The sequence below is a fragment of the Collimonas sp. genome (assembly GCF_039923675.1).
In the GTDB taxonomy this organism is placed as follows: Bacteria; Pseudomonadota; Gammaproteobacteria; order Burkholderiales; family Burkholderiaceae_D; genus Collimonas.
On record NZ_JBDTCG010000056.1, the window covers coordinates 267485 to 291918 of the forward strand.

At 58.8% G+C, this 24434-nt stretch carries 19 protein-coding genes; 9 read left to right on the forward strand and 10 right to left on the reverse strand.

Going from position 1 to position 24434, the window contains the following annotated elements; all coding sequences use genetic code 11:
- Nucleotides 1-122 precede the first annotated feature (122 nt).
- The gene (locus ABI171_RS12590; protein WP_348092893.1) at nt 123-1013 is read left to right on the forward strand and encodes a transcriptional regulator GcvA; all 891 of its coding nucleotides are present in this window, start codon (nt 123-125) and stop codon (nt 1011-1013) included.
- Between the two features lie 43 nt (nt 1014-1056).
- Here ABI171_RS12590 and ABI171_RS12595 read toward each other — a convergent pair whose 3' ends face one another.
- Nucleotides 1057-2127 (reverse strand): PHB depolymerase family esterase, encoded by a 1071-nt coding sequence (locus tag ABI171_RS12595; RefSeq protein WP_348092894.1) that lies wholly within the window; start codon nt 2125-2127, stop codon nt 1057-1059.
- A 195-nt stretch (nt 2128-2322) separates the two neighbouring features.
- Here ABI171_RS12595 and ABI171_RS12600 point away from each other — a divergent pair, with 195 nt between their 5' ends.
- Nucleotides 2323-3603, forward strand: coding sequence for a lipase family protein (locus tag ABI171_RS12600; protein WP_348092895.1), 1281 nt, complete (start codon nt 2323-2325; stop codon nt 3601-3603).
- A 5-nt stretch (nt 3604-3608) separates the two neighbouring features.
- Here ABI171_RS12600 and ABI171_RS12605 read toward each other — a convergent pair whose 3' ends face one another.
- Genes ABI171_RS12605 through ABI171_RS12615 form a run of 3 tightly spaced genes read right to left on the reverse strand, consistent with a single transcriptional unit; the run spans nt 3609 to nt 6050 of the window.
- Complete coding sequence (locus ABI171_RS12605) at nt 3609-4268, reverse strand: hypothetical protein (RefSeq protein WP_348092896.1); 660 nt, start codon at nt 4266-4268, stop codon at nt 3609-3611.
- Nucleotides 4265-5236: an MlaD family protein gene (locus tag ABI171_RS12610; protein WP_348092897.1), complete on the reverse strand. Its 972-nt coding sequence runs from the start codon at nt 5234-5236 to the stop codon at nt 4265-4267. The genes ABI171_RS12605 and ABI171_RS12610 overlap by 4 nt, the downstream gene beginning before the upstream one ends.
- 10 nt (nt 5237-5246) lie before the next feature.
- Nucleotides 5247-6050 carry an ABC transporter permease gene (locus ABI171_RS12615; RefSeq protein WP_348092898.1) on the reverse strand — a complete coding sequence of 268 codons (804 nt, stop codon included), beginning with the start codon at nt 6048-6050 and terminating at the stop codon, nt 5247-5249.
- A gap of 214 nt (nt 6051-6264) precedes the next feature.
- Here ABI171_RS12615 and ABI171_RS12620 point away from each other — a divergent pair, with 214 nt between their 5' ends.
- From ABI171_RS12620 to ABI171_RS12635, 4 genes are all read left to right on the forward strand, one after another.
- On the forward strand, nt 6265-11772 hold the full coding sequence (locus ABI171_RS12620; RefSeq protein WP_348092899.1) for a hypothetical protein: 5508 nt from the start codon (nt 6265-6267) through the stop codon (nt 11770-11772).
- Nucleotides 11762-15232, forward strand: coding sequence for a hypothetical protein (locus ABI171_RS12625; RefSeq protein ID WP_348092900.1), 3471 nt, complete (start codon nt 11762-11764; stop codon nt 15230-15232). The genes ABI171_RS12620 and ABI171_RS12625 overlap by 11 nt, the downstream gene beginning before the upstream one ends.
- A 56-nt stretch (nt 15233-15288) precedes the next feature.
- Complete coding sequence (locus ABI171_RS12630) at nt 15289-16299, forward strand: OmpA family protein (RefSeq protein WP_348092901.1); 1011 nt, start codon at nt 15289-15291, stop codon at nt 16297-16299.
- Between the two features lie 133 nt (nt 16300-16432).
- Nucleotides 16433-16921 (forward strand): DUF4019 domain-containing protein, encoded by a 489-nt coding sequence (locus tag ABI171_RS12635; RefSeq protein ID WP_348092902.1) that lies wholly within the window; start codon nt 16433-16435, stop codon nt 16919-16921.
- Nucleotides 16922-17005: 84 nt separating this feature from the next.
- On the opposite strand, the gene ABI171_RS12640 is transcribed toward ABI171_RS12635, so the two are convergent.
- Nucleotides 17006-17317 carry an SDR family NAD(P)-dependent oxidoreductase gene (locus ABI171_RS12640; RefSeq protein WP_348092974.1) on the reverse strand — a complete coding sequence of 104 codons (312 nt, stop codon included), beginning with the start codon at nt 17315-17317 and terminating at the stop codon, nt 17006-17008.
- A gap of 143 nt (nt 17318-17460) precedes the next feature.
- Between ABI171_RS12640 and ABI171_RS12645 the strand changes: the two genes are divergently transcribed.
- Nucleotides 17461-17937: a hypothetical protein gene (locus ABI171_RS12645; RefSeq protein WP_348092903.1), complete on the forward strand. Its 477-nt coding sequence runs from the start codon at nt 17461-17463 to the stop codon at nt 17935-17937.
- 47 nt (nt 17938-17984) lie between these two features.
- On the opposite strand, the gene ABI171_RS12650 is transcribed toward ABI171_RS12645, so the two are convergent.
- The 5 genes from ABI171_RS12650 to ABI171_RS12670 form a co-directional block, all read right to left on the reverse strand.
- Nucleotides 17985-18656, reverse strand: a complete 672-nt coding sequence (locus ABI171_RS12650) for an HAD family hydrolase (protein WP_348092904.1) — start codon at nt 18654-18656, stop codon at nt 17985-17987.
- Nucleotides 18640-20040, reverse strand: a complete 1401-nt coding sequence (gene zwf, locus ABI171_RS12655) for a glucose-6-phosphate dehydrogenase (RefSeq protein WP_348092905.1) — start codon at nt 20038-20040, stop codon at nt 18640-18642. The genes ABI171_RS12650 and zwf overlap by 17 nt, the downstream gene beginning before the upstream one ends.
- Nucleotides 20041-20361: 321 nt before the next feature.
- Nucleotides 20362-20610, reverse strand: coding sequence for a hypothetical protein (locus ABI171_RS12660; protein WP_348092906.1), 249 nt, complete (start codon nt 20608-20610; stop codon nt 20362-20364).
- A gap of 337 nt (nt 20611-20947) precedes the next feature.
- A complete protein-coding gene (locus ABI171_RS12665) occupies nt 20948-22114 on the reverse strand; it encodes a tetratricopeptide repeat protein (protein WP_348092907.1) in 1167 nt (388 codons plus the stop codon).
- Between the two features lie 92 nt (nt 22115-22206).
- A complete protein-coding gene (locus ABI171_RS12670; RefSeq protein ID WP_348092908.1) occupies nt 22207-22647 on the reverse strand; it encodes a CBS domain-containing protein in 441 nt (146 codons plus the stop codon).
- 293 nt (nt 22648-22940) lie between these two features.
- On the opposite strand from ABI171_RS12670, the gene ABI171_RS12675 reads away from it, so the two are divergent.
- Together ABI171_RS12675 and ABI171_RS12680 are read left to right on the forward strand one after the other, a co-directional pair.
- A complete protein-coding gene (locus ABI171_RS12675) occupies nt 22941-24044 on the forward strand; it encodes an ATP-binding protein (RefSeq protein ID WP_348092909.1) in 1104 nt (367 codons plus the stop codon).
- Between the two features lie 7 nt (nt 24045-24051).
- Nucleotides 24052-24417 carry a response regulator gene (locus ABI171_RS12680; protein ID WP_348092910.1) on the forward strand — a complete coding sequence of 122 codons (366 nt, stop codon included), beginning with the start codon at nt 24052-24054 and terminating at the stop codon, nt 24415-24417.
- Nucleotides 24418-24434: the final 17 nt, after the last annotated feature.

A 24434-nucleotide genomic window follows, 5' to 3' on the forward strand; every position in this document is an offset into this window, starting at 1 on the left:
ATAAATTTCCCGTCAGGGCTGAAGCACCAGTGAGTATCGGTCCAATAGACGCATGTTACAGAAATTCCAAGTGTGCACAAATCGACTTTTTTACGAGCTGCTTGTGATCTATAATCACAAGCATGCCTCGTCAACTTCCTCCCCTGCAAGCACTGCGTGCTTTCGAAGCTGCAGCCCGTTTTGAAAACTTCTCGGCCGCGGGAGAAGAGCTGCATGTGACCCACGGGGCGGTCAGCCGCCAGGTGGCGGCGCTCGAAACCTGGCTCGGCATGCAAGTCTTTCATCGTATCGGCAAAAGAGTGCAACTGACCGATGACGGCCGCCGCTACCTGCTTACTGTGCAGGCGGCTTTCGATAATATCGCTGCCGCCACCAAGCTGCTGCGCGAATCCGGCACGGTGCGGGTGCTGCACATCAATGCTTTGTCGACTTTTGCCATGCGCTGGCTGCTGCCGCGCCTGAGCGGTTTCCAGCGATTGTATCCGGGAGTGGAACTGAAGTTGTCTACCTCGACTTCGCAACAGCCGTTGGGTGGAGCGGGAGAGCAATTCGACGTCGCCATCCGCCGCGGTCCCGGTCACTGGCCGAATTGCGAATACGGAGAATTCCTGGAAGAGAGCGAACTGCCGGTATGTAGTCCGGCGCTGCTGGCGCGGGCGCCGATCCAGGTCGCAGGCGACCTCGCCGCGCATACCTTGCTGCATTCAGATACCCGCCCCGACGCCTGGCCGAAATGGCTGGCCGCTGCCGAGGTGGCGCCGGCCCTGTGCAACAAAAAACAATCATTCGATCATTTTTACCTGACCTTGCAGGCTGCCATCGACGGCCTGGGGGTGGCGCTCGGGCCGTTGCCGCTCATCACCGATGAACTCGCCAGCGGCCGTCTGGTGACGCCACTGGCGGCGCCGGTGATACGCGCCAGAAGCTACTGGTGGATAGTGGCGCGGCAACAGGCCGGGCAGCCGCTGATCAGGCATTTTTGCGACTGGCTGCAGCACGAGGCGCAGCGTTGATGGCGTTGCGTTCCTGCTGCTGGTGCTGTGGCCGCTGTCAGGTTCATGGCTTTGATGTCAGCCTGGTGATCATCGCGCGCACCGCCGCCATTTGCGAGCCGGCTTTCTGCGCATAGTTTGCGCCGGTATAACCCCACCAGTCCCAGCAGCCCTGCGGATTGAACGGCGCGACCGAGGCGTCTACCTGAGGATACAAGACCACGATATTGTTACTGTCGGCCCAGCTGTTATAACTCGTCTTTTGGTAAAAATCGTTGCCGACCGTCTTTGCCGACTGCGTACAGCCGTGGAACGCGACATGGACCCGGCATGCGGTTCCTTGTCTGCAAGCTTGCGGGATATAGGCGAAGGCCTCATCCGCCATGCCGGTTTCAGCGCCGGCGAACTCACTCTGCTTGAAGGCGATGATCTGCCCACCCAGGTTTTTTGCCGGCGGCTGCAACTGGCCGTAAATATGCTGCAACAAGGCCCCCGGCTGGTCATAATTTTGGCCGTCGACCGTGCAGTGACTGATATAGGGTGCAGCATTGGCGCCGCAGTCGTTGCCGAACGACGGCGTAATCAGGGCATGGCCGGCTGGCAGCCGGTTCACATATAACAGGCTGGCGTCAGGCACGCCGGCCTGTTTGAAGAAGGCAACGGCGCTGGCGACGGCCGGCTGCAGCACCAGGGTATCCTTGGTGCCGCTGAACAGGTAGATGCGGCGTTTGCGCAGATTGCCGACTGCATCGATCTGCCCGAGCGCAGCAAAATCCTTGGCGGCCGCCAGCATGAGCGCCGAGTCTGGCGCAACGCCGGGAACTTGTCCCATGCAGATACTGGCGTTCAGCAAGTTGCCGGCGGCGCAGTAGTAAGGGCCGCCGGCTACCACGCCGGCGCCGATCACCGAAGCCGAATAGGCTACCTGGTACTGGACCGCCATGAACGCTCCCGAGGACAGGCCGGACACCGATGTCTGGAGCGGGTCTGCCTCTAGCGCCGGCAGGGGCACGGCGACCGGTTTCGAATCAGCCCGGGCGCTATCGCTGCAGGCGACGCTGGCCAGCAGTAGTGCGATAGCTGAAACAAAAGCACCGGCCTTCAGGGTGTTTCGCGGTTTCCCGAAATTACTCATGTTTTCCATCGCACTGCCTTTCTGTTTGACTATCGTTCCGGATCGGGTGTGTTGAGGAAGTACGCTTATCTATTAATTAATGTTTGAAAATTAGCACGACTTGCAGGAATGGCATTCCATCTATAGTGATGCATAATGGAAACATCCGTGTTGGATTCAGAGCGGATACATAAAAAATAAATGAGGAGATAATTCATGCAATTTATTCAACCGGTCCGAAAATCAGCAGTGTTTGCCGCTGCCGTACTTAGCCTGACGCTTGCCGCTTGTGGCGGCGGCAGTGACGGCCAACTGGCGCCGCAGTCGCAGGCGTTTACCGCAGATGGCGGCGTTTCGGCGTTTTATCGATGGAACGGGACGATTCCGAATACCCCTGGCGTATTGCTGCAGCAGGAGCCGCTGCCTGCTCCGTTGGTGCTGCCCAACGCTGCGCAAGGTATAAGGATTTTGTACAGCTCGACCGATGGCGACGACGGCAAGACCGCCAACTATGTTTCCGGCGACGTGCAGTTGCCGAAAGGCGTGCCGCCGGCCGGCGGCTGGCCGGTGATTGCTTGGTCGCATGGCACCGTCGGCGTCGCCGATATTTGTGCGCCGTCGTGGACCGTGCGCGATCCGCGCGATGTCGATTATCTGGATGCCTGGCTGGCGCAAGGCTATGCTGTGGTGTCTACCGATTACCAGGGACTGGGTACGCCCGGACTGCATCCGTACCTGCACTCGCGCGCCGAAGCCTATAGCGTGCTGGACAGCGTCCGCGCTGCCATCAAGAATTTCCCGCAACTCTCCAGTTCGGTGGTGATTGTCGGCCAGTCGCAGGGCGCGCAAGGGGCGATTGCCACTGCCGCTTATGCACCGGCCTATGCGCCAGAGCTGAAGCTGCTGGGGACGGTCGCCACCGGCGTGCCTTATCAGCTGCAGAGCGTGCTGGCCTACCTGAACGCGCTGACGGCACAGGTTCCGACCACTGGTTTCACCTCCGTACTGGGTACGCTCGAAGCCTATGCCTGGCTGGGTTACGCCACGGCAGAAAGAGTGATCCCGAATTTCTTGCTGGCGGATCACCTGACCGCCAAGGGCAAGGCGTTTTATGCGGTAGTGGCGAGCCAGTGCCTGGGGCCGATCGAGGATTACATCAACCAGAACAAGCTGGTGACTTCCGATTTGTTCAGCGCCGACGTCACCGCCTGGGCTACCCAGACCCTGCAATATTCCAACTATCCGACAGTCAAGTTTGCGGCGCCGGTATTTGTCGGCACCGGCACTCTGGATACCGATATTCCGACGGTGGTCCAGTATCTGTTCGCTAAAGACGCTTGTGCTGCCGGCAGCACTATCGAGCAGCATTATTATGCGGGCCAGACTCACGACAGCACGGTACTTGTGTCGTTGGCGGACTCCAAACCGTTCGTGCAGAAGCTGTTTGCCGGCCAGCCGATTACGTCGAACTGCGCTGAACTGACGCCGCCGCCATAAGCGCTCTAAGGTGCTGGCTTGGCCACCAGGTCCATGCGCCGCTGCAGTTGTGCCAAGGCCGCGGCGTCGCCCGCAGCCTTGGCCCGTTGCGACTGTACGCCGAGCCACGCCAGCAAGGGGCGGCGCCAGCCCTGGGCCGAGGCGGTTTCGGTTGCGGTCGCGATATCGGCCGGCGTCAAGCGGCCGCTTTGCAATAGCGCGCCGGCCGCCACCAATTGCGATAGCGGATCCTGGATATCGCCTAGCCGGCCGGTACTGACCGCGGTTTTGTGCTGAGGCGGCAACAGGCTGGCGTCCAGGCCTTGCCATTGGCCGTTCAGATAAGCGGCATAGCTGCGCTGGCCGGCGTCGGCATCTTGCGCCAGCGGCTGAAAGCCGGCGCAGTTGTCGAACTCCAGGCTGGCGACGCGCGTGGCGCAGCGCATCAGCTCGGCGCGCGCGACCAGGTCCGGCCTACCTGTGCTGGCGACGGCATTGCGGGCGCGGGCAAACTCCACATCGGCGACGCGGGTGTCGCCTGTCAGGTAAGCCGAGGAAAAACTCTGCAAGGAGCTGTAGGCGTTGCCTTGCCAGTCGGGTTGCGGCGGCTTGCTGCTGCAGGCGCTGAGCGCTGCTGTAGCAGCAAGCAGGCCGAGGCCGAGCAGGGAGATGGAAAAGTTTTTCATGGCAGTTTGAGCTCCGTATTGCGGGCGAAAGGCCATTTGCGGTTGATTTCATCCACCAGTTGCGTCACTTTGCGCAAGCTGGCGTCGACCTCGGCGCGCAATGCGCCCAAGTCGTTGCTGGCGATGCGGGCATTGCTGCCAACTGCCTGCGCTTCCGCCAGCACGGCGTCGACTTTCTTCAGGCTGCTGCGGGCATCGCTCAGCACGCCGTTGAGCTGCACGATTGCGGCTTGCGCATCGTCCATCACGCCCGGCTTGCCGCCGGGCTGGCCGAACACGCGCTGGTCGGCCTTGCTCAGCAAGGCATTGACGCGGTCTAGCGTGGCGATGATTTTCTTGGCGTTTTCATCGCCGCCCAGTGCGCCGCCGAGTACGCCGTATTGGCCGTTCAGGCGGCCGGTCACGGCTTGTACGTTGGCCAGGCTGGTATTCAGGCTGGAGTCGGCGGCGGTGATGGTTTGCAGGTTTTCCAGCAATTCACGGGCGGTCGCCACCAGCCGCGGGATTTCCGCCGCAGTGTCGCCGCGCAGCACCGTGCGCTCCGAGTTCGGCGGCAGCAGCGGATCGTCCAGCACGCCGCTGAAGGCGCGAATCCGGGTATCGCCGACCAGCCCGCGTTCCAGCGTGAACACGCTGGAAGTGCGCAGCCAGTTGGCGTCTTTGCGCGGCACATCGATCAGGATGCGGGCCTTGCCGTCTGCTCCCAGATCGATACGTTGCACGCGGCCGATGGGAAAGCCGGAGAAAGTCAGGTCCATGCCGACCAGCACGCCCTCGGAATCGTCGGAGATCAGCACCAGCCGCTGGGTACTTTCGAAGACGCCGCGCGCATACATCACATACAGCACAAAGCCGCAGACCAGCGCAGACATCAGGATCAGCAGCAGCAGGGCCTTGAATTCGACGTGGGCCGGTGGCTGAGCCAGGGGAGGAGAGCCGGGAGCGGAGGATTCAGGGACAGGAGTCATGATTTTTTGCTTAAATGTATTTCACTGCCAGCGCCCCGACTTCGATCAGGACCAGCACGAACAGCAGCCGTGTTGCGCCCGGCTGCAGCGTAGAGGAAAGATTGATATTGCGGCGTGCGCCTTCCAGGATCGCCGCCACTGGAATTACCGCCACCGCTAGCCCGAACAGCAGCGTTTTCAACGCGAAACCGATGGTGACCACTGGCTCGAAGACGCGGCCGACGGTGCGCGTGTAGTCAAGCAAGCCCCACGGCGTCATGCCATATACATTCACATAGGCCAGTAGCAGCACAATCACGCCGCTGACCGTGGCCAGGGTCGCTACCGAGAAAGCGCTGGCGATCACGCGCGGCACCAGGTCCAGTTGCAGCTGCGCGACGTCGAGCCCGGCCGAATTTTGTGCGACGACCGCAGCGGTCAGCGGCGAACCCGCGGTATTGAACGCCAGCGCCGCACGCAGCGCCACGAACAGCGCGGCGGACAACGGGATCAGTTCCAGCACCAGCACCCGCACCACCATTTCCAGCGCATAGCGCGACAGACCGTAGCTGAGAGCGGTGATGATCACGATCCGGATCAGCACCATGCTCAGCAAGGTCGTCAGCAAGGTGAACCAGGGCAGGATCTGCCAGGTGCTGGCGTAGATGTACTTGTAGGTGGTGCTGAGGTTGGCGCGGTGATAGGTCGAAGGGGAAAACCCCATCACCAGTGCGATGCCGACCAGGTGCAGCATCGACCACCAGCTGTTCACGGCGCGCATGAAAGCCACGGCCCATTGATCGGGTTTCAGGTAACGGGAGGAAGTTGGCTGCATGGTTCAATGATAACGCAGCAACTATGACAACGGTTCCCGAGATTTATCGATATGCGAGGCGTTGCCGGTTAGCCGTTATTACATTTTTACCACGTTGATTGTTAATTTATGTTGCTACAGGTATATAAGTTAACTAAAATTATCGAACGGAAAATTAAATATCTATAAGAACCGTTGAAAAACGGACTGGATTCTAAAAGTACCGAGGAAAACAATGATTGCACCGCACTTCAGGCGTGGTTCATTTTTCTTTGTAATTCTGATTTCAGTCAGCGGTTTTTTATGGAGTACAGCGGTATCGGCCCAGGTCACCGGCGTCAACAAATCCTTCAATCCGGTCCAGATACAGGATCGCGCACCGTTTAACATCAGTCATCTGAGCATCGTCATTGCCAATCAGACGCCAGGCAAAACGCTCACCAATTTCAACCTGACCGACAACCTGCCCGGCGGCGTCACCGTGGCGGCCAATCCCGATATCGTCAATGCCTGCGGCGCCACGCTTGCCGCCACGCCAGGGGCAACCCTGGTCACCGTGAATGGCGGCTCAGCCCAGTTCGGCGATATCTGCACCTTCCAGGTGGACGTGGTGTCGACCACTTCCAGCATTTATACCAATACGATTCCGGCCGGCGGCCCGTTGGCCGACGGCGAGGTGATTCCGCAAGCCGCCAGCGCCTCGCTCACGGTGATCCGGCATGACACGGCGCAGCCGCAAGTCAGCGCCAAGACTTTTGTACCGAACAATATCGTCTCCGGCCAGACCTCGCAGATGACGATCACGTTGAACAACACGAATATCCTGCCGCTGACCAATACGAATCTGAATGACAGTTTTCCGGCCGGCATGACGGTTGCCAATGCCGGTGCGACCACAACTTGCGGCGGTACATTGAATGCGGCGCCGGGCGCGAACCAGTTTTCTCTCGCCGGCGCCACCATTCCGGCTAGCGGCACCTGTACCGTGACGATGCAAGTGGTGGGGGATTCGGCGTCGGCTGCCAGCACGGTCAACATGTCAAACACGATCAGGGGCGGCGACCTGACTTCGCTCAACGGCCAGGTGACGCCGCCGCTGGCAAATACCGGCGCTACCACCGGCACCCTGGCGGTATCGCCGCAGCCGACCGATCGTCTGACCAAATCCTTTTCGCTGGTGAATGCTTTCGTCGGTCAGGCATTTTCGATGACCTGGACGATCTATAACGATACCGGCGCAGCCTGGACCGGCCTCGGTGTGAGCGATGCACTACCGGGAAATATGACGGTGTACGCTACCGCGCCGGGATTTTCCACCACTTGCAGCGGTGGCGCGGTAAGTTCGCCGGCCGCCAATACGGTGCGGCTGGCGAATGCGAGCCTGGGCGCAGGCCAGACCTGTACGGTAACGGCCAAGGTGATCGTTCCTGCCGCTGCCGACGGCCAGCCGTTTACCAATACCATCCCGGCCAATTCGATGGTCGCGAATGGCGCGCCGTTGGTGCATAACGCTGCCAGCGCTACGGTGATTTTGCAAAACCCGGGCGTGGGCCAGGTGCCGACCCTGATCAGCGTCGGAAAAAATTATGTACAGCTGGTGACCGAAGCGGCGTTGACGCAAGCTGCACCGTTGCCGGTGGGGCATGCGCCGGGCACAGTGACAGGCGGCCTGATCGACATGACCATACAGCTGAATAAAATCGTCCCTGTCGGTGGCGTCGATACCGATCTGAAACCCTTGTTCTTTGCCGACGACTGGTCGGCGACGGCGCCGAATCTGCGTGTCTTTGCGTTGCAGAGTAATTCTTGCGGCGGTACGGTCACGGCAACTGCGGGATCGCAGACCATGACGCTCAACAACGGCTTGATTGCGCAAGGTGGGGCCGGCAACTGCGTCATCAAGGTACGCCTGAAAGCCGACAGCAATTTTGTGCCGCCGCCGCTCGGCACGCCGCAGAGCAATACAGTGATTGCCTGTACCGGCGCCGGTCCCTGCGCGGCAGGTAGCCATACCGCTACCGCCAATGCGGTGGTGGTCGGTGTACCGCCGCTCTTTCCCGCCAAGTCATTCAATCCGACGTCGTTGCCGTTGAATGGCGTGACCAAGGCCACCATCACGATCCAGAATCCGGCGGCAACCACGCGGTTTAATGTACAGGCGGTAGATACTTTGCCGGGCGGCCTTATGTTCAGCACGCCGCTGAATGGCGCGGTGTCGTGCACCAACAATGCTGGCGGCACGCCCAGCTTCCAGACCAGCGGCAAAACGCTCACCCTGAAAGTGACGCAGTTGCTCGGCTTTAACATTTCGACCACGGCGCCGCAGTGTACGATCACCTTCGATGTGGTGGCGGATCCCTCCAGTCCGCTGGCAGTGGCCGGCGCTACCGCAACCAACAGCATCCTGGCGAATGCCGTCACCGCCACCGACGCCGGCGGCAATCCGGACGCCAGCGCCACCAACGTGCGGCCGGTCGACGCCAATCTGACTTTCAAAGCCAATGTGCAGGCGCCGCTGGTATCGAAGGGATTCAACCCGATTGTGGTGTTCCAGGAAAACGGCAACGGCAAGATAGATAGCAATATCCAGGGCACAGGCGTCGGCGAGCTCTCCACCTTGACCTTGCAGATCATTAATCCCAACTCCACCGCGGCGGGAAATTTCACAGGCCTCAGCTTGAGTGATGCGTTGCCGGCCGGCGTGGTGGTGGCGTTTGCACCGAATGTGACCAAGCTCAATTGCGGTGCGCCGGCGGTGACCGCAGCGGCTGGCGCGCAAACCATCAATATCACCAACGCCACCGTCTCGTTCGGCAACAGCTGCGTGGTGACGGTCGATGTGATTGGTACGGCCAAGGGCAATCAGATCAATACGATTCCGGTCAATGCAGTCCAGACTACGCAAGGGGTGAGCAACGCCCAGCCGGCCAGCGCTACTCTCACGGTCTTGGGCATCAACCCGATTTCCGCGCTGAACAAGGATGTTGTGAAAACCGGTGGCAGCACCTCGCTGCAGGGGCAGGCGATTCTTGCGGGCGATAACCTGACGTATATCATCAAGCTATCCAACCCCGGCTATCTGCCGCTGGTGCTGGCGACCAACGTCCAGCAAGTCGCCGACGTCCTGCCTGCCGGCACTACCTTCGTCTCGACCGCAGGCAGCGACGTGGCGGGTGTCTTGAGCGGCAACAAGGTGGTTTGGGATCTGACGACGTCCGGCCGTATCCTCAAGCGTTCCGAATTCATCACCCTGATGCTGAACGTCAAGGTCAATACGCCGGTGACGGAAACGCTGGTGAATGTGGCGACCACGCCAACCTCGTCCAGCTGCAGCCCGTCCAACAGCGTGGCCTGCAATTTCAACCCGCCCAACGCCAACTGCCGGCTGCCGCAAGATCCGCTGCACGAAACGCCGGCCGAGCTGCTCGATCCGACCGTCTGTAATCCGGTGGTGAATCCGATTGCCAACGCCAGCCTGAAGATTACCAAAACCCATAGCGGCAACTTTACCGTCGGCGGTAGCGGCAGCTATAACCTGGCGATCAGCAACGACGGTCTGGCGCCCAGCAGCGGCGCGATCCATATCAGCGATCTGCTGCCGGCTGGCATCAGCCTGCAAACCAACTCGATCAGCAGCGCCAACGGCAGCGTCAGTAACATTGTCGTCAGCGGCCAGTTGCTCAATTTCGATTTCACGCCGGTGGCGCCGATTCCGTCTACCGGCGTCGTCAACCTGACCTATGCGGTGAATGTCGCGGCCGGGGCGGTCGGCTCGCTCACCAACTATGTCAGCATGAACGGCGGCGACAGTTTCACCGGCCGCCAGCCGCCGGGAACGAGCTGTACCGACAGCATGCATTGCAGCAGCGACACGACGGCGATCACCGACGCGCCGGCGCTCAAGCTGGTCAAGAGCCACACGGGCAATATTGTGGCGGGCGCCAACGGCAATTACACGCTTACTATCAGCAATAGCGGCGATGTTGCTACCAACGGCGCGATTCACCTCAGCGATCTGTTGCCAGCCGGCTTCAGCCTGCTACCCAATTCCATTGCCAGTGCCGCAGGCGGCATTGGCAATATTGTCATCAGCGGCCAGAGTCTCAGCTTTGATCTGACGCCGGCCGCGCCGATTCCGCCCAAAGGTTCTGTGAGCGTAAACTACGGCATCAGTGTGGCGCTGAGCACCGGCGGCAGCCTGACCAACTACGCCAGCGTCTCCGGTGGCGGCGATCCGACGTCGCCGCTGACGCCAGGAGCGGCCTGCAGCGACGCCAATCGTTGCAGCACTGATATCGCGGCGATCGCAGCACCGGCTTCATCGCTGAAACTGGTCAAGAGCCATCTCGGCAGTTTTTCCGCAGGCGCCAGTGGCAATTACACCATCGCCATCAGCAACCAGAAGGGTGGCGCCAGCAGTGGCGCGATTCATATACAAGATTTGCTGCCGGTCGGCATGAGCCTGGCGCCCGGCTCGGTCACCAGCACCGCTGGCAGCATTAGCAATGTGACCAGTAGCGGCCAGAACGTAGCCTTTGACTTCACGCCGACCATACCGCTGGCAGTCGGCGCCAGCGTCAGCCTGACCTACGGCGTGAACGTGGCGGCCACAGCCAACGGCACGCTGACCAATTATGCCAACGTTTCCGGCGGCGGCGATCTGTTTACGCCGCTGACGCCAGGGACCAGTTGCAACGATAGCAACCATTGCAGCAACGACGCCACCAGCATCATCAGTGCGACGGTGCTGGTGGTGGTCGAGACCACCACCAAGAAAGAGGCCGAACTGGGTGACCTGGTTACCTATACCGTGAATGTCACCAACACCGGCGATGCCGCGGTGGCCAAGCCGAATATCGTGATCGATTTGCCGAACGGTTTCCGCGCCGTCGGTAACAGCACGCACGTCAGCGGCGCCACGCTGGTCAAACAGGATGGCAGCCCTGGGCCGGTGCTGACTACTGTGGTGGATGTCATCAATCCGCACAGCAGCGTTACGGCTACGACCCGTGTGCGGCTGGGCGTAGGGGCGATGAATGGCGACGGCGTCAGCCGCGCTACCGCAACCTGTCCCGGCAATAGCAAAGTCAATTGCGCCAACCAGGCCCAGGTCAAGGTGCGCGTCACAGGCGGTGTGTTCACCAACGATGCTTGCGTGGTCGGCATGATTTTTGTCGATTGCAACGGCAACCAGATCAAGGACAAAGAAGAACTTGGCATACCCGGCGTGCGCCTGTATGTGGAAGACGGCACTTTCCTGATCAGCGATGTGGAAGGCAAGTACAGCTACTGCGGGTTGTCGCCACGCACTCACGTGCTGAAAGTGGATCAGACGACCTTGCCGCGCGGCAGCCGCCTGGTCGTTAGCAGCAACCGCAATGTGGGTGACGCCAACAGCCTGTTCCTCGACCTCAAGAACGGCGAATTGCAGCGTGCCGATTTCATCGAAGGCTCCTGCTCGAATCCTGTCATGGAACAAGTCAAGGCACGCCGCGCCCAAGGTGAAATCGATGCGCCGCAGACCGAGAAAAAACGCGGCGCCGTACTCAAGTTCGAAGGCAAGGCACCCGACTATCCGCAGGAAGGCACCGATAGCGCCAACCAGGCCATCGTCAAGCCGCGCGCCAGCGGCGTTGGTGATCCGCCACCCGTCCCGGAAACCCGCAGTGAACGCGACACACCGCTGCAACAGCTGCAAATGCAACAGCCGCCCTTGCAACAGGGAGGCGATCATGCGCAATAAGAAGAATGCCAGCGCAATGCGTCAAATACGTCATACCGGCTTGAGCGTGCTGGCCCTGAGCTTGATGAATTCGTGGCCAGTGTGGGGCCAGGAGGCAGAGGGCGCGCGCAAGGATTTCGGGCCGCCGGCCAGCCAGTTCAACACCGACGGCAACATTTATCAAAAAGGTCTGGTGTTGCCGGCGCTAAACGGCGGCAACAGCAACCTGACCACCGGCCCGCAGGTTTATCCGGATCGGATTGAGGGTGCAAACTATGGCGCCAATCGCAAGGTCGGACTGATCCGGGTTGAAGTCGACCAGGACAGCTTGCCGGCCGATGGCCAGACGCCGGCGCACCTGAGCATCAGTGCGCTGGACTACAAAGGCCAGTTGATTACAGGTGAAACCACCATCACCGTCGAGGCCTCTGGCGGCCGGATTCAATTGCCTGGCGCTAGCACCGACGAGTTCGGTCCTGGCCGTACCGACCGTGACCGCATCACACCCGGCACGCAGGTCAAGGTGGTGGACGGCAAGGCGGAAGTCCTGCTGCTGGCGCCGTACCAGCCGCAAGACGTGACCGTGCGGATTACCGCCGGCCGCGCCCAGGCGCAGGGGGTGATCAGCTTTGTGCCGGAACTGCGCGAAATGCTGGGCGTCGGCCTGATCGAGGGCATCATTCACTTCGACGCCAAGTCGCCGTTGCAACTCTCTGGAACGCAGCGCGGCGACGGTTTCGAGCAAGAGATAGATAGCTGGGCCCGCAGCAGCGGTGATGGCAAGCGCTATGGGGCGTTGCGTACGGCCTTCTTCCTGAAAGGGAAAATCAAGGGCGATGCGTTGCTGACCATGGCTTACGATTCCGACAAGGATACCAATGTCCGGCTGTTCAGCGACATCCGGCCGGACGCTTATTACCCGGTGTACGGCGATGCGTCGATCAAGGGCTTCGATGCGCAGTCGATCTCCAAACTGTATGTCCGGATCGACAAGGATAAATCGTACCTGCTATACGGTGATTTCAATACCGGCGACGGCTTCAGCCAGCAAACCGGTGGTGGCAGCGTCGCCAACCTGCGCAAGCGCGACCTCGGCAACTACAGCCGTAGCATCAACGGCGCCCGTGGCCATTACGATAAAGATGGCATCCTGGTCAACGCCTTCGTCACCAAGGACACCCTGGTGCAGCTGGTGCAGGAATTCGCGGCGCAAGGCACTTCGGGACCATTTGCCGTCTCCAAGGCAAATGCCGTGGTCGGGTCGGAAAAAGTCGAGATCGTGACCCGCGACCGTTATCAGCCGGCCGTTATCCTCACTGTGCAGCCTTTGCAGCGCTACGCCGACTACACGTTTGAGCCGTTTTCCGGACGCATTCTGCTGAACCAGCCGGTGCCTTCGGTGGACGCCAACGGCAATCCGAACTCCTTGCGCATCACCTATGAAGTCGATGCCGGCGGCGAGACCTTCTGGGTGTACGGCCTGGATGGCCAGTTCAAGCTGGGCAAGATGCTGGAAGTCGGCGGCAGCTATGTCAAGGACAAGAATCCCTACACGCCGTACACCTTGATGAGCGCCAATACCACCGTCAAGCTGGACGACAACACCGCCATCGTGGCTGAATATGCGCGCAGCAAAAGCGTGCTTGGCAGCGACGTCGGGTCCAGCTTGCTGGGCAACCCTTTCAGCCTGCAACCGGTGGCAGGCAAGCCCGGCGTTGCCGCCGGCGGCTTGCTGCAAGACGTCACCGGTAATGCCTGGCGCGTCGAAGCCTTGCACCAGACTGACGGTCTGCAGGCGCGCGCCTACTTCGGCCGCAGCGACCCTTATTTCAATAATCCCTCGGCCTCATTGGCGCAAGGGCGAGAAGAGGGCGCGCTCAAAGTCACCAAGAAAATCGACGAGCGGTGGAGCGTTTACGTCGAGGGTACGCACAGCAAGGACCGGGTGGCCGACGCCCAGCGCGATGCCGGCGCCGCCGGCGTCAGCTATGCCGTGACGCCCAAGCTGGATGTTGACCTCGGCCTGACGCATACGCGGGAAGATGCCGGCAGTTATGCCAACAACACGCTCGGTTTCGGCAGCGGTTTGCTGGTCAGTCCGCAATCGACTTTCGGTTCCGGCTATGGCGTACTCAATCCGCAGACCGGATACGGTCTCAACGGTGGCAATTTCGGGTTGGCCGGAGTCAGTTACGAGAGCACCGGCTTGCGGCTGCGCGGCACTTACAAGATGACGGACAAGTTCGATCTCACCGGTGAATACGAGAATGGCATCGCCGGCAACAACTATCACCGCGCCGCGCTCGGCACCGCCTATCATTTTTCCGAATCGGGACGGCTGTACGCCAAGTACGAATGGCTGACCGGGCTATCTTCGCCGCAAGCCACCGACGGCGTGTATAACAGTAACGCTTTCGTGTTCGGCATCGACAACGAATACATGAAGAACCAGAGCGTGTTTTCCGAATACCGCATGCGCGATGCGATCGACGGCAACCAGTTGCAATGGGCCAACGGCTTGCGCAACGCCTGGAACGTCAGCGATACGCTCAAGGTGACCACGTCGGCGGAATACCTGAACGCCATGCGCGGCCAGACCCAAAGCGCCTATGCCTTGACCGGCGGCGTCGAATGGCGGCCGAGCGAGTTGTGGCTGCTCGGCGGCAGGCTTGAATGGCGCCGCACGCAAGACCTGACCTACACCATGGTCAATACCGCCAATACCCAAGTGGCGCCGAGCACCTCGTTCCTGGCCGGTAACGATACCTATTTGTCGACTCTGACGGCGGCGCGCAAGATCAGCCGCGACTGGACTTTCCTCGGCCGCAACTATTTTCTCTATACCGACAATCGCGGCCACACCGGCAACCTGTGGGAAAACCGTCTGCAGACCGGTATCGCTTTCCGCGATACCGACACCAATCGGCTGAACGTATTGGCGCGGTATGAATACTGGCTGCAGCGTGACAAGAGCGGCTTGAACCAGTATGTGCCGCCGAGCACCAACGACGGCCTCGGCGGCAGCGACGAGAATGCCAGCCAGGGTTTCGATAAGCACATCATTTCGATGCACGCAGATTACCATCCAAGCCGTCCGTGGTGGCTGGATGGCCGCGCTGCCGCGGAATGGCGGCGGGACTATTTCGACGGCACCAATGCCACCTATCAGGCTTATCTGCTGAGCGGCCGCGTTACCTATGACATCACCAAACGTTGGGATATCAGCGCCTTGAGCTCGGTGCTGTACAGCCCGCAAGGTAGCAGCAAGCAGTATGCCCAGGGTTTCGAAGCGGGTTACCAGTTGCAGGATAATTTGTGGTTGTCGGCCGGCTTCAACTGGCGCGGCTTCAGCGCCAGCGACCTGACCGGCTCGGATTACACCAATCGCGGTATCTACCTGCGGGTGCGCTTCAAGTTCGACGAAGACCTGTTTGGCAGCAAGAACGCAGCAGTCAATCCGACGCTGACGCGGGATAAATAATGCAGGACTTCCGGCCTGCAAATCCAGGCATGGGCTTGAAATTGAAAGGAAAGAGCATGAAGTTGTCGCGCACCCCATATCGTTCTGCCGCAGCTGCCTTGATCGCATTGACGCTGGGGGCGTGCGCGCATCAGCCGCCGCCTGCGCCAGGAAAACTGGCAGCCCAGCAAGACCGCATCAGCGATGGCGTCATCGAGCGTGACTACGGCATCTACCGCACCATCCAGCAGCGCATCAAGGCGCTCAACGACGGCGGCAGAAGGGTGGCCGATTATCAGCTGTCCAAGGCGCAATGCTGGCTCGACGTATCATTTCATGAGTACAGCAGCAATGATCGCGGCGGTTTCCCGCAGGCGGCGCTGGGCGAAAGCCAGCGCATCATCGGCGCTCTTGAAGCTGGCCGGGACCCGGGCTGGGAAACACCGCTGGTCAACCATGCCGAGAAATTGCGTCCCGATCTGTGGGCCAGATACGATGCACTGAAACAGTCGGCCGGATTCTCCTGCGTAGCCCAGCAGACCGCATGCAGCGAAGTCGAACTGGTCCACGCCGGCAATGAAATCCATGACGCCGGATGGCGCCATGCCAAACCCTATATCCAGATTGCGGAGGACCTGGCCGGCGGGGCAGAAAAATCTGCGGCGAACTGTGCCGGACCGGCTAAACCTGTAACGCTGCCGGCGACGCCGGAAAGAATCACGCTGTCGGCGGACGCCTTGTTTCAGTTCGATAAATCAGGAACCGCCGATCTGTTGCCAAAAGGCCGCGCCGAACTGGACGATCTGGCACAGAAACTGGCGGCGCGTAAAGTCACGGTCAAAGCCATCGGCGTCACCGGATATACGGACCGCCTCGGCAGCGTCGCCTACAACCAGCGGCTGAGCCTGGCGCGTGCGAATACCGTCAAGCGCTATCTGCAAGAGCACGGCGTGACGGCGCCGATCAGCGTCGAAGGCCGTGGCTTTCAGGATCAGATCGTTGCCTGCACCGGTGTCAAGCCGCGTGCGGCTCTGTTGACCTGTTTGCAGCCGAACCGCAGGGTGGAAGTGGTTATCATCGCGGAGTAACTCATGACACCAGGTTAGCGGGTCGCAATCCAGACCGCGGCGATGGCTGATCTATTTGGATAGAGAATAATTTCGTTTATGATAAGGTTGCTTACCCATTCCGGGCTTTCATTTGCTTGCTGGAAAGAGAAAAATGACCGCACTGCTATCGTTAAAGAAACTAACCGGCGCCGCCGGATTTGCCCTGGCGGGCTTGTTCATGGCCAATCCCGCATTGGCCCAGTCACCCGCCTCGATTGATGCAGCCATCGCCACCGCCTCGCAATGGGTCGCGCTGGCTGACAGCAATCAAGCTGACCGCATGTGGTCGTCAAGCGGGCCTGCCATGCAAAAAAGCATCAGCAAGGAAGACTGGCTCAAGTATCTGGCTACGGTAAAAAAAGAATTGGGATCTCTTACCGACCGGCGCTGGGAGCAAATCGTCCACATTACGAATCCAAACGATCTGCCACCCGGCGAATATCTGAATATCGCTTTCGCGTCGCGTTTCGCCAACGCGCCGACGGTAGAAAAAGTCTCACTGGTGCAAGCGGCGGATAAATGGATACCAGTCGGTTACGTGATCACGAAATTCGTTCCTGCGCCTCCTGCACCGGCTCCAGCGGCTGCGGTGCCCAAATAAACCAAAGAGCCGGTCGGCAGCCCGGGATACGCTGAATCTTCCCGACCGGCTGTTCTATTGTTTGGTATTTGTCTGATTCGAAAATCAGAGCTCCTGGCCCAGCGCACGGGTGATCATCTCGCTGACGTTGATGAGCGCCAGTTGCGCCAGCACCCACATCACCGCACGTGCGACATCGTCCGCTTCCATCATGGCGTCCGGCCGTTCGGCCCAGAGCTGCGTATCGACATGGCCTGGTGCGATCACCGATACCCTGACGCCAGTGCCGACCAGTTGCCGGCGCAGGCTTTCCGCCAGCCCGGTCACTGCCCACTTGGTCGCCGTATAAAGATTGCCAGGATATATCTTGCGGCCGGCGGTATTGCCGGTGAACAGGGAAAAGCCGCGCGCTGCGATGAGCGCGCATTTTCAGATTGTTCCGTGTGGTTTGATTTTAATTGCGGACTAGTCCTATTTGGCATTTTCTTGAAATCGGCAATCATGCAAAAGCGCTTACGGAGAGCTCGAATAAATTGCATCATTCTGCACGGTAATCAAATATGGCAAATATCACTACACCGAATATGCTTATTAGGCATCTAAAAATACGGCAAGCTGTGAAATTGCAGCAAAAACCGGAGTCAATCATGTCTACCCCTCCGATTGACAGCATTGCGCTTGCCGACCATTTGCCCGAGCAAGCAAGGATATCCCGTTTGTTGAGTCCGGCGTCGGAGGGTATTGTGCGCGGACCTTGGAAAATACTCGATGCCACTAACGACGACTCCGTGTGTGTGGGAGCCGATGCCGATATCCAGATCTGCGTCATACCCACGCATCCGAGGACCGAAGTTTATGAAGAGCTCATGGGGACCGGCGACAATAAACAAGAGATGCTGGCGCATGCGCATCTGATTGCTGCAGCCCCGGAAATTCTGGATGCCTTGATAAAACTGGTTTCCCTGGCGGGCTTGCCGCATCATCCGACGACATCGCAGGCGCTCGCCGCCATCGCCAAGGCGCGCGGTATTGCCTGAATTTCAATCAGGTCAAACGCCCGCAATTGGGCCGTCGCGTTCATGTTTTACCTCGCTAATGCGGAAAAATCCTGCCTGAGAATGTCGCTGAAATGTTCCACTGTGACGTCTGCCGCCGGATACGCGGCGATATTCTCCGGGTCCAGCGCATAGTGACCCTGGTGCGGGAATACAGTGGTGAGATGCGGTCCCCAGATGTTTTTCATCGCACTCAGGATGCTGAGTTTGTCGTCCACCATGACGTAGTGGCGCGCTGGGTACAGTCGTGCCGCGTCGTCCAGCATCTGTTCCTTGTGGACATAGATCAGTACCCGGCCGTCTACCACCTGCCATAAACCGGAACGCTGGATCTTGCGTGGCTGGAAGATGGCGTCGCCGTCCGACAAGATCACGGTGCGTCCCCATTGCCTGAGATGGGCGACGGCGTCCAGCACACCTGGATAGATCAGGTCGGCAAACGGATAGTCGAGCAGGAAGGCGGACATCAGCAAGGTCTTCGTGTCGTGCATGTTCGCCAGCCGGAAGCGCTGCATGGCGCCGAGATAATCGACATAACCGAGTTCGGTTCGCAACTGCTCCAGGATCGTTTTATAGCTGTCGCGCTGGTCGGCGCCGAACTCCTGCGCCAGATGCTGCATCAGGTCCGCGATCAGGCGGTCGTTGTCGAGCAGGGTATTGTCGACATCCAGAAAAAAAATCACGTCATCCGTTGCTGCCATGGCTATCCTTGGTCGATTCAGGGTTGTGCCAGCCGCCGGCCGCTGCGATGAGACTATTGGCTGCAGCGGGTCCCCAGCTCTGTGCTTCATACATTTCCAGCAGCGTCGTATCGCCCAGCAGCGGCGTCACGATACGCCAGGCGGCTTCAATGCTGTCATAGCGCGCGAACAGTGCAGGGTCGCCCAGGATGGCGTCGCCAAACAGGCGTTCATAGGGCGTCATTTCGTCGCCCGGATGGCGCTGCGCCAATAACTCTACCGGCTCGCCTGCCATCGCTTCGCCGGGCAGCTTGACGCGCGCGCCCATTGAAATCAGGGCGTCGGGGCCGATACGGATGCGGAAATAGTTTGCCTGACCCGACGCTGCTGAATCGAAGACCGGTTGTGGCGGCGCTTTCAGCGTCACCATGACTTCGGTTGCGGTCAGCGGCAACTGCTTGCCTGCACGGATATAGAAGGGCACTCCGGCCCAGCGCTCATTGTCTATATCCAGGCGCAGGGCGGCGAAGGTTTCGACCATAGAGTCCGGCGCTACGCCGGGTTCGGCCCGGTAACCGCGAAACTGGCCGCGCACAGCCTGCTCCGGGCTGATCGGTTGCATGGCCTGGAACACGCGCAGTTTTGCATCGCGTATGGCGTCTGGATGATGATCGAGCGGGGAGTTCATGGCCAGCAGCGCTACCACTTGCAGCAGGTGATTCTGGACCACGTCGCGAATCGCGCCGACGCTTTCGTAGAAGCTGCCGCGGCCTTGTACGCCGAACGACTCGGCCATGGTGATCTGCACACTCGCGATATGGCTGCGATTCCAGATCGGTTCGAGAAAGCTGTTGGCAAAGCGGAAGTACAGCAGGTTTTGCACCGGCTCCTTGGCCAGGTAATGATCAATGCGGTAAATGTCGGCGACGGCGAAGGCTTGCAGCAGCGCCTGGTTCAGCGCTTGCGCCGAGGCGAGATCGCGTCCAAACGGTTTCTCGACAATCACCCGGCTGTTCTTGGTACAACCCGAGCGCGACAGGCCCTTGATCACATTCTCAAACATCTCTGGCGGAATGGCGAGGTAATGCAGGGGATGGCTGGCGTTGCCCAGCAGCGCCTTCAGATTCCGGTAGGTAGCGTCATCCTGGTAGTCGCCGCTGAGGTATTGCAGCTGTGCCGATAGCTTGCCGAAGGCGCCGGCATCGAGCTTGCCATGCTGTTCGATGCTGTCGTGCGCGCGCGAGACGAACTGCTCCTTGCTCAGGTCTGATCTGCCGATGCCGATTATCGGCATGTCCAGATGGCCGCGCAGGATCATGGCTTGCAGGGCTGGAAAAATCTGCTTGAAAGCGAGGTCGCCAGTGGCGCCGAAAAAAACGAATGCATCAGATGCGGGTTGAATCATCTTTACCTTCCAGCAAGGGAGGGTGGCTGTCCAGCGTGACAGGCGGATTTTGCCTGCGCGCCGGACAGGCGGCGCTGCTCTATTTTGTCACATCCCGGCGAGGTTGGTGCGATCTCGTAGCCATGGCTTAGGGGATACGCATGTCGGATGGTTTGGCCCGGATCGCATCTTGGAGCGATGGGGGCTTGCCGTGGATAATCAGGAGAAGGACGAGGCTGAAGTCGGCACTGGACCAGCGGCGCGATGGTCGCGAAATTCGCGAGCGCAAATAGCCCGCATATGCAATCATCGCCGCCGCTGGCGCCAGTGCGGAAAACGACCTCAGGCTGCGCCGCGATACGAGCTGAGCTCGGGAGTAAGCCGCTGAGGCCCCTGCAACTGGATGGATGGCTTTTGCCTTTGCGTGTCGGCGACTTTTTCCACGCCGTCGGCGGCGATGGCTTCGAGGAAAGACAGTACGTTGCGGTAGTAGTCAACCCGCATTTCCGCTTCGAGCAACTGTCGCTCCGCTTGATACAAGGCAAGACGGGTATCGCGCAGTTCGTTTTCAGCCAGCTTTTCAGGCGTCAAAATATATTTCGTCGCCAATCTGTTAACCCATCCCATGTCGGCACCTCTTTTGTATGGAGACGATTTGATCTTAAATCGTTCTGTGCATGGAAAGCTAATATTTGACATCATTTAACTATATTGTTGCGCAATTTCCACGCGCATATTTACGAGGAACAACAATAAATAAGTTGTGAGGAAATTGTCTGCAAAAAGGCAAGAGATGTACCGCACATAAGCGGCAATCAAAGCCTTGCTACGCGAGCCGGTTCGCCGGATTCACTGCTGCAGTAATGGAATAATTTCCATTACATATCGCATTGCGCTGCATTACGTTTGCGAACTGGCGGTGCGCTACTCAGTGCACCAGAAGCGGCGCACGGTAAGATTTTACGTGGTCGAGCTTGGCGGCATACAGGTCATGATCGTTGCGGGTCGTGCTGTTTTCCATGGCGATGCTCAGATGCTTCGCCGCCTGGTCGATTTCTCCCAGCCGCAGGCAGGCGATACCCATCCAGTACTGGAATTCGTGATAGTAAGGATCGCGTAGAAGTTCCTTGCCGAATTGCAGCTTTGCAGCCCTGTAGTCTCCTGCTTGCATCGCTGCGATGCCCAGGTTGAACGCCTGGAATGGCGCTTCCGGCTGCAACTGCGTCAGCTTGATGTTCAGTGCGTTTGCTTCGCTGGTACGGCCCAGGTCGCCGAGGACATCGATCAGGTTAGACAAGACTACAGTATTGTCCGGCTCGCGTTCGAGCACTTGCGCGAACGCGCGTTCGGCTTGCAACGGATTATCGTGGCGCCGGTAGATGACTCCCAGCGTGTTGTACGCGGCAAGGAATCTGGGATCTTGCCGGATGGCTTCGCGCGCCCACCAATAGGCATCGTCCAGCTGATGCGAAGCCAGTGCTTCGGCCGACTGGTTGTTCATGTACATGGCGACGATGGTGTTTTCGCTGATATCCAGCCGATTCTGGCCATCAATTTCTGACGGCGGCAGGAAATCAATTGTCAGCAAGCTGCTTTGGTCGTATCGCGTATGGACGTCGGACAGTTTTTTCCCCAGCGTGAGATTGACGTGTCCGCTGGCAAAATAAATATTCTCATTGCGCGTCCAGGATTGATCGATCAATACCCTTTGGTATTGGATTGGCAGCACGAGCTCCTTGGCGAAAGCGGCGGTCATGATCACCAGAGACAGGCAGTTTCCGGCGCGCGCGTCGAAGGTTTGCGCCGCATTGCGGGTGTGCTCGGAGTTGTAGTCGAGTTTCAGCTGTTTCTTGTTGTACAAGGCGTCGAACAAACCTTGCTGCATGCCTTTAGCATGCATCTGATAAGTCATTTCTTCGCTTTTCAGATATCGCTTCATAGCCGGGCTGAGCGCGAATACGTCGGCGGCACTGATGCGTTGCGAGGGCGCAGCGAACAGCTGATCGTCGAAGAGATTATCTGCCCGCGGCGCCTGCGGTGCGGAGACGCAGGCGGCAAGCAGCAGGCAGAAAGGCAGGACTACCCAGTTTTTCATCTGAGGCCACCTGTGAGGTGCAATTCAATATTATGGTACAAGCCAAGTGCCGCTTGTTCCCATGCTTTTTTTAATATATATGCCTGATTTGCTCAGGCCGGATGCCCCATGATGTAATGCTCCAGCTGCTGGATGATGAACTGCTGCTCGGAAATCAGGTCTTTTACCAGATCGCCGATGGAAATCAGACCGATCAACTTGCCGCCGTCCAGAATCGGCAGGTGGCGCAGGCGATTTTCAGTCATCAGCGCCATACATTGTTCATTGGTGTCTTCCGGGCGGACATACATGACCGAGCCGGTCATGATGTCGCTTACCGAGGTATCGGTCGATGAGCGTCCCTTGAGTATCATCTTGCGGGCATAGTCGCGCTCCGTGACGATGCCGACAATTTCTTCATCCACCGTCACCAGCAGCGCACCGACGCTGTGGTCCGACATCATCTTGATAGCGTCGAACACCTTGGCTTCCGGTGCGATGGTGTAGATCGCCTGGTTCTGCTTGCCTTTGAGAATTTGTGCAACGGTTTTCATCTGCGAGTCCCTTCAGCCTGGTCTGCAATTGCAAGAATGTTTCCGGGGTATTCTTAATTGAGAAAGTAGCCCTTTCGTATGCAAATTGCAAGGCTCTTCTGCATAGATGCCGACCACTTGCGATCACTGACAATTCTGACAGTACAAAGAGACTGGTTATTCCACTAATATTGCATTAAGGAAATTTAATCTGATCTGCCGCCCGGCGGCGACTTGCGACGGTAATGGCCGCATTGGTTGAGGTGCAATCGCTTGCAACCGCAAATTTCACTTTTTTTTGAAAATGGATTTCAGTGGCCGCTTTGCGCCTTACCGATGTACTGAAAAAAATGCGTGACGCATTTGTTGCAATGATTGCGCCGCACAAATCAGACATGCGCCTGGCGATCTTTCTGTTTGCAAGCGCGTTAATCGCCTGTATATGGGCGCTGACTTTATATGACGATACTGAGCGCGAGTTAGAGATCGGGGCTTTTGTGGTTAGCCAGGCAGCCCCGGCCTACGTGGAGCAGGGTGCGGCGCAAGGTTTGGCGCAAGGTGTGGTGTTTGAGGCAGCGCAATCCGCCGGGCACCGGTTGGTGCATCAGCGGCGCACTTATGGCGTGGCGATGTTTGCCACTGGCGTGGTGTTGATATTCACAACGTTCATTTTGTTCTTGACCAATGGCCTGATAAGAACCCGCCGCGCTGCAGCATTTTCGAATCAGGCGAAATCGCAGTTTTTGGCCAACGTATCGCATGAGCTGCGAACACCGTTGAACGGTATCCTGGGTTACGCAGAGCTGTTGCGGGAGGATCTGGCCGGCACCGACGAATGGCATTTCGCCCAGGCGATTCACGACAGCGGCACACATCTCCTGTTACTGGTCAATTCCGTACTGGATCTTGAACGGATCGCTGCAGGGAAAATGGAAGTATTTATTGCGCCGGAAAATCTGCGCGATCTGATGCAGCAGATTGTCGCGGGGCATGCTTCTACGGCGATGCGGAAAAATATAGGCTTGCGGCTGTCGCTGAGCCCCGGTCTGCCGCTTGAAATTGCCTGTGACCGCAGCAAAATTGTCAGGGTGCTTAATAATTTAATCCATAACGCCGTGAAATATACCAATCAAGGCGCGGTCACCGTACGGGTTTTCCCCGGCACGGGCGATCTGAAATTTAAAGTGATCGATACCGGTGAAGGCATTCCTGCCAGTTTTCAGAACGCTATTTTTGAAAAATTCACGCAGGTAGACGGCTCAGACCTGCGTTCGCAGGCGGGAAGCGGGATGGGCCTGGCGCTGGCCAAGGAGCTCGTGAAATGCATGGGAGGTACGATTGCCGTGCAGTCGCGCCTTGAGCGAGGCTCCATATTCACTTTTACACTGCCGATTCAGTCAAGGCATACACAGCGATGAAGACGCAATGAAAAACATACTGGTGGTGGATGACAATCCTCTGAACAGCAACCTGGCCAAGGTGATTCTGACCCGCGCCGGTTATTCGGTGCACGTGCTTACCTGTGCTTCTGATGCGCTGCACTACCTGAACAAAAATCTGGTCGATGTGATACTGACGGACATCGGCATGCGGGATATCAACGGCAGGGAATTTTGCCATATCGTCAAGACGCGTCTTAATCCGTTTGCGCCGCGCGTGGTCGCGTATACCGCCTTCGCCATGGAGGAAGAACTGGCATCGTTCAGGGCCGCAGGTTTTGACGCCATCGTGGTCAAGCCGGCATCGCGCGTGCAGATCTTGGCGGCGGTGGATCCCGATTATGTATTTTGACTATGCGGCCTCTCTTT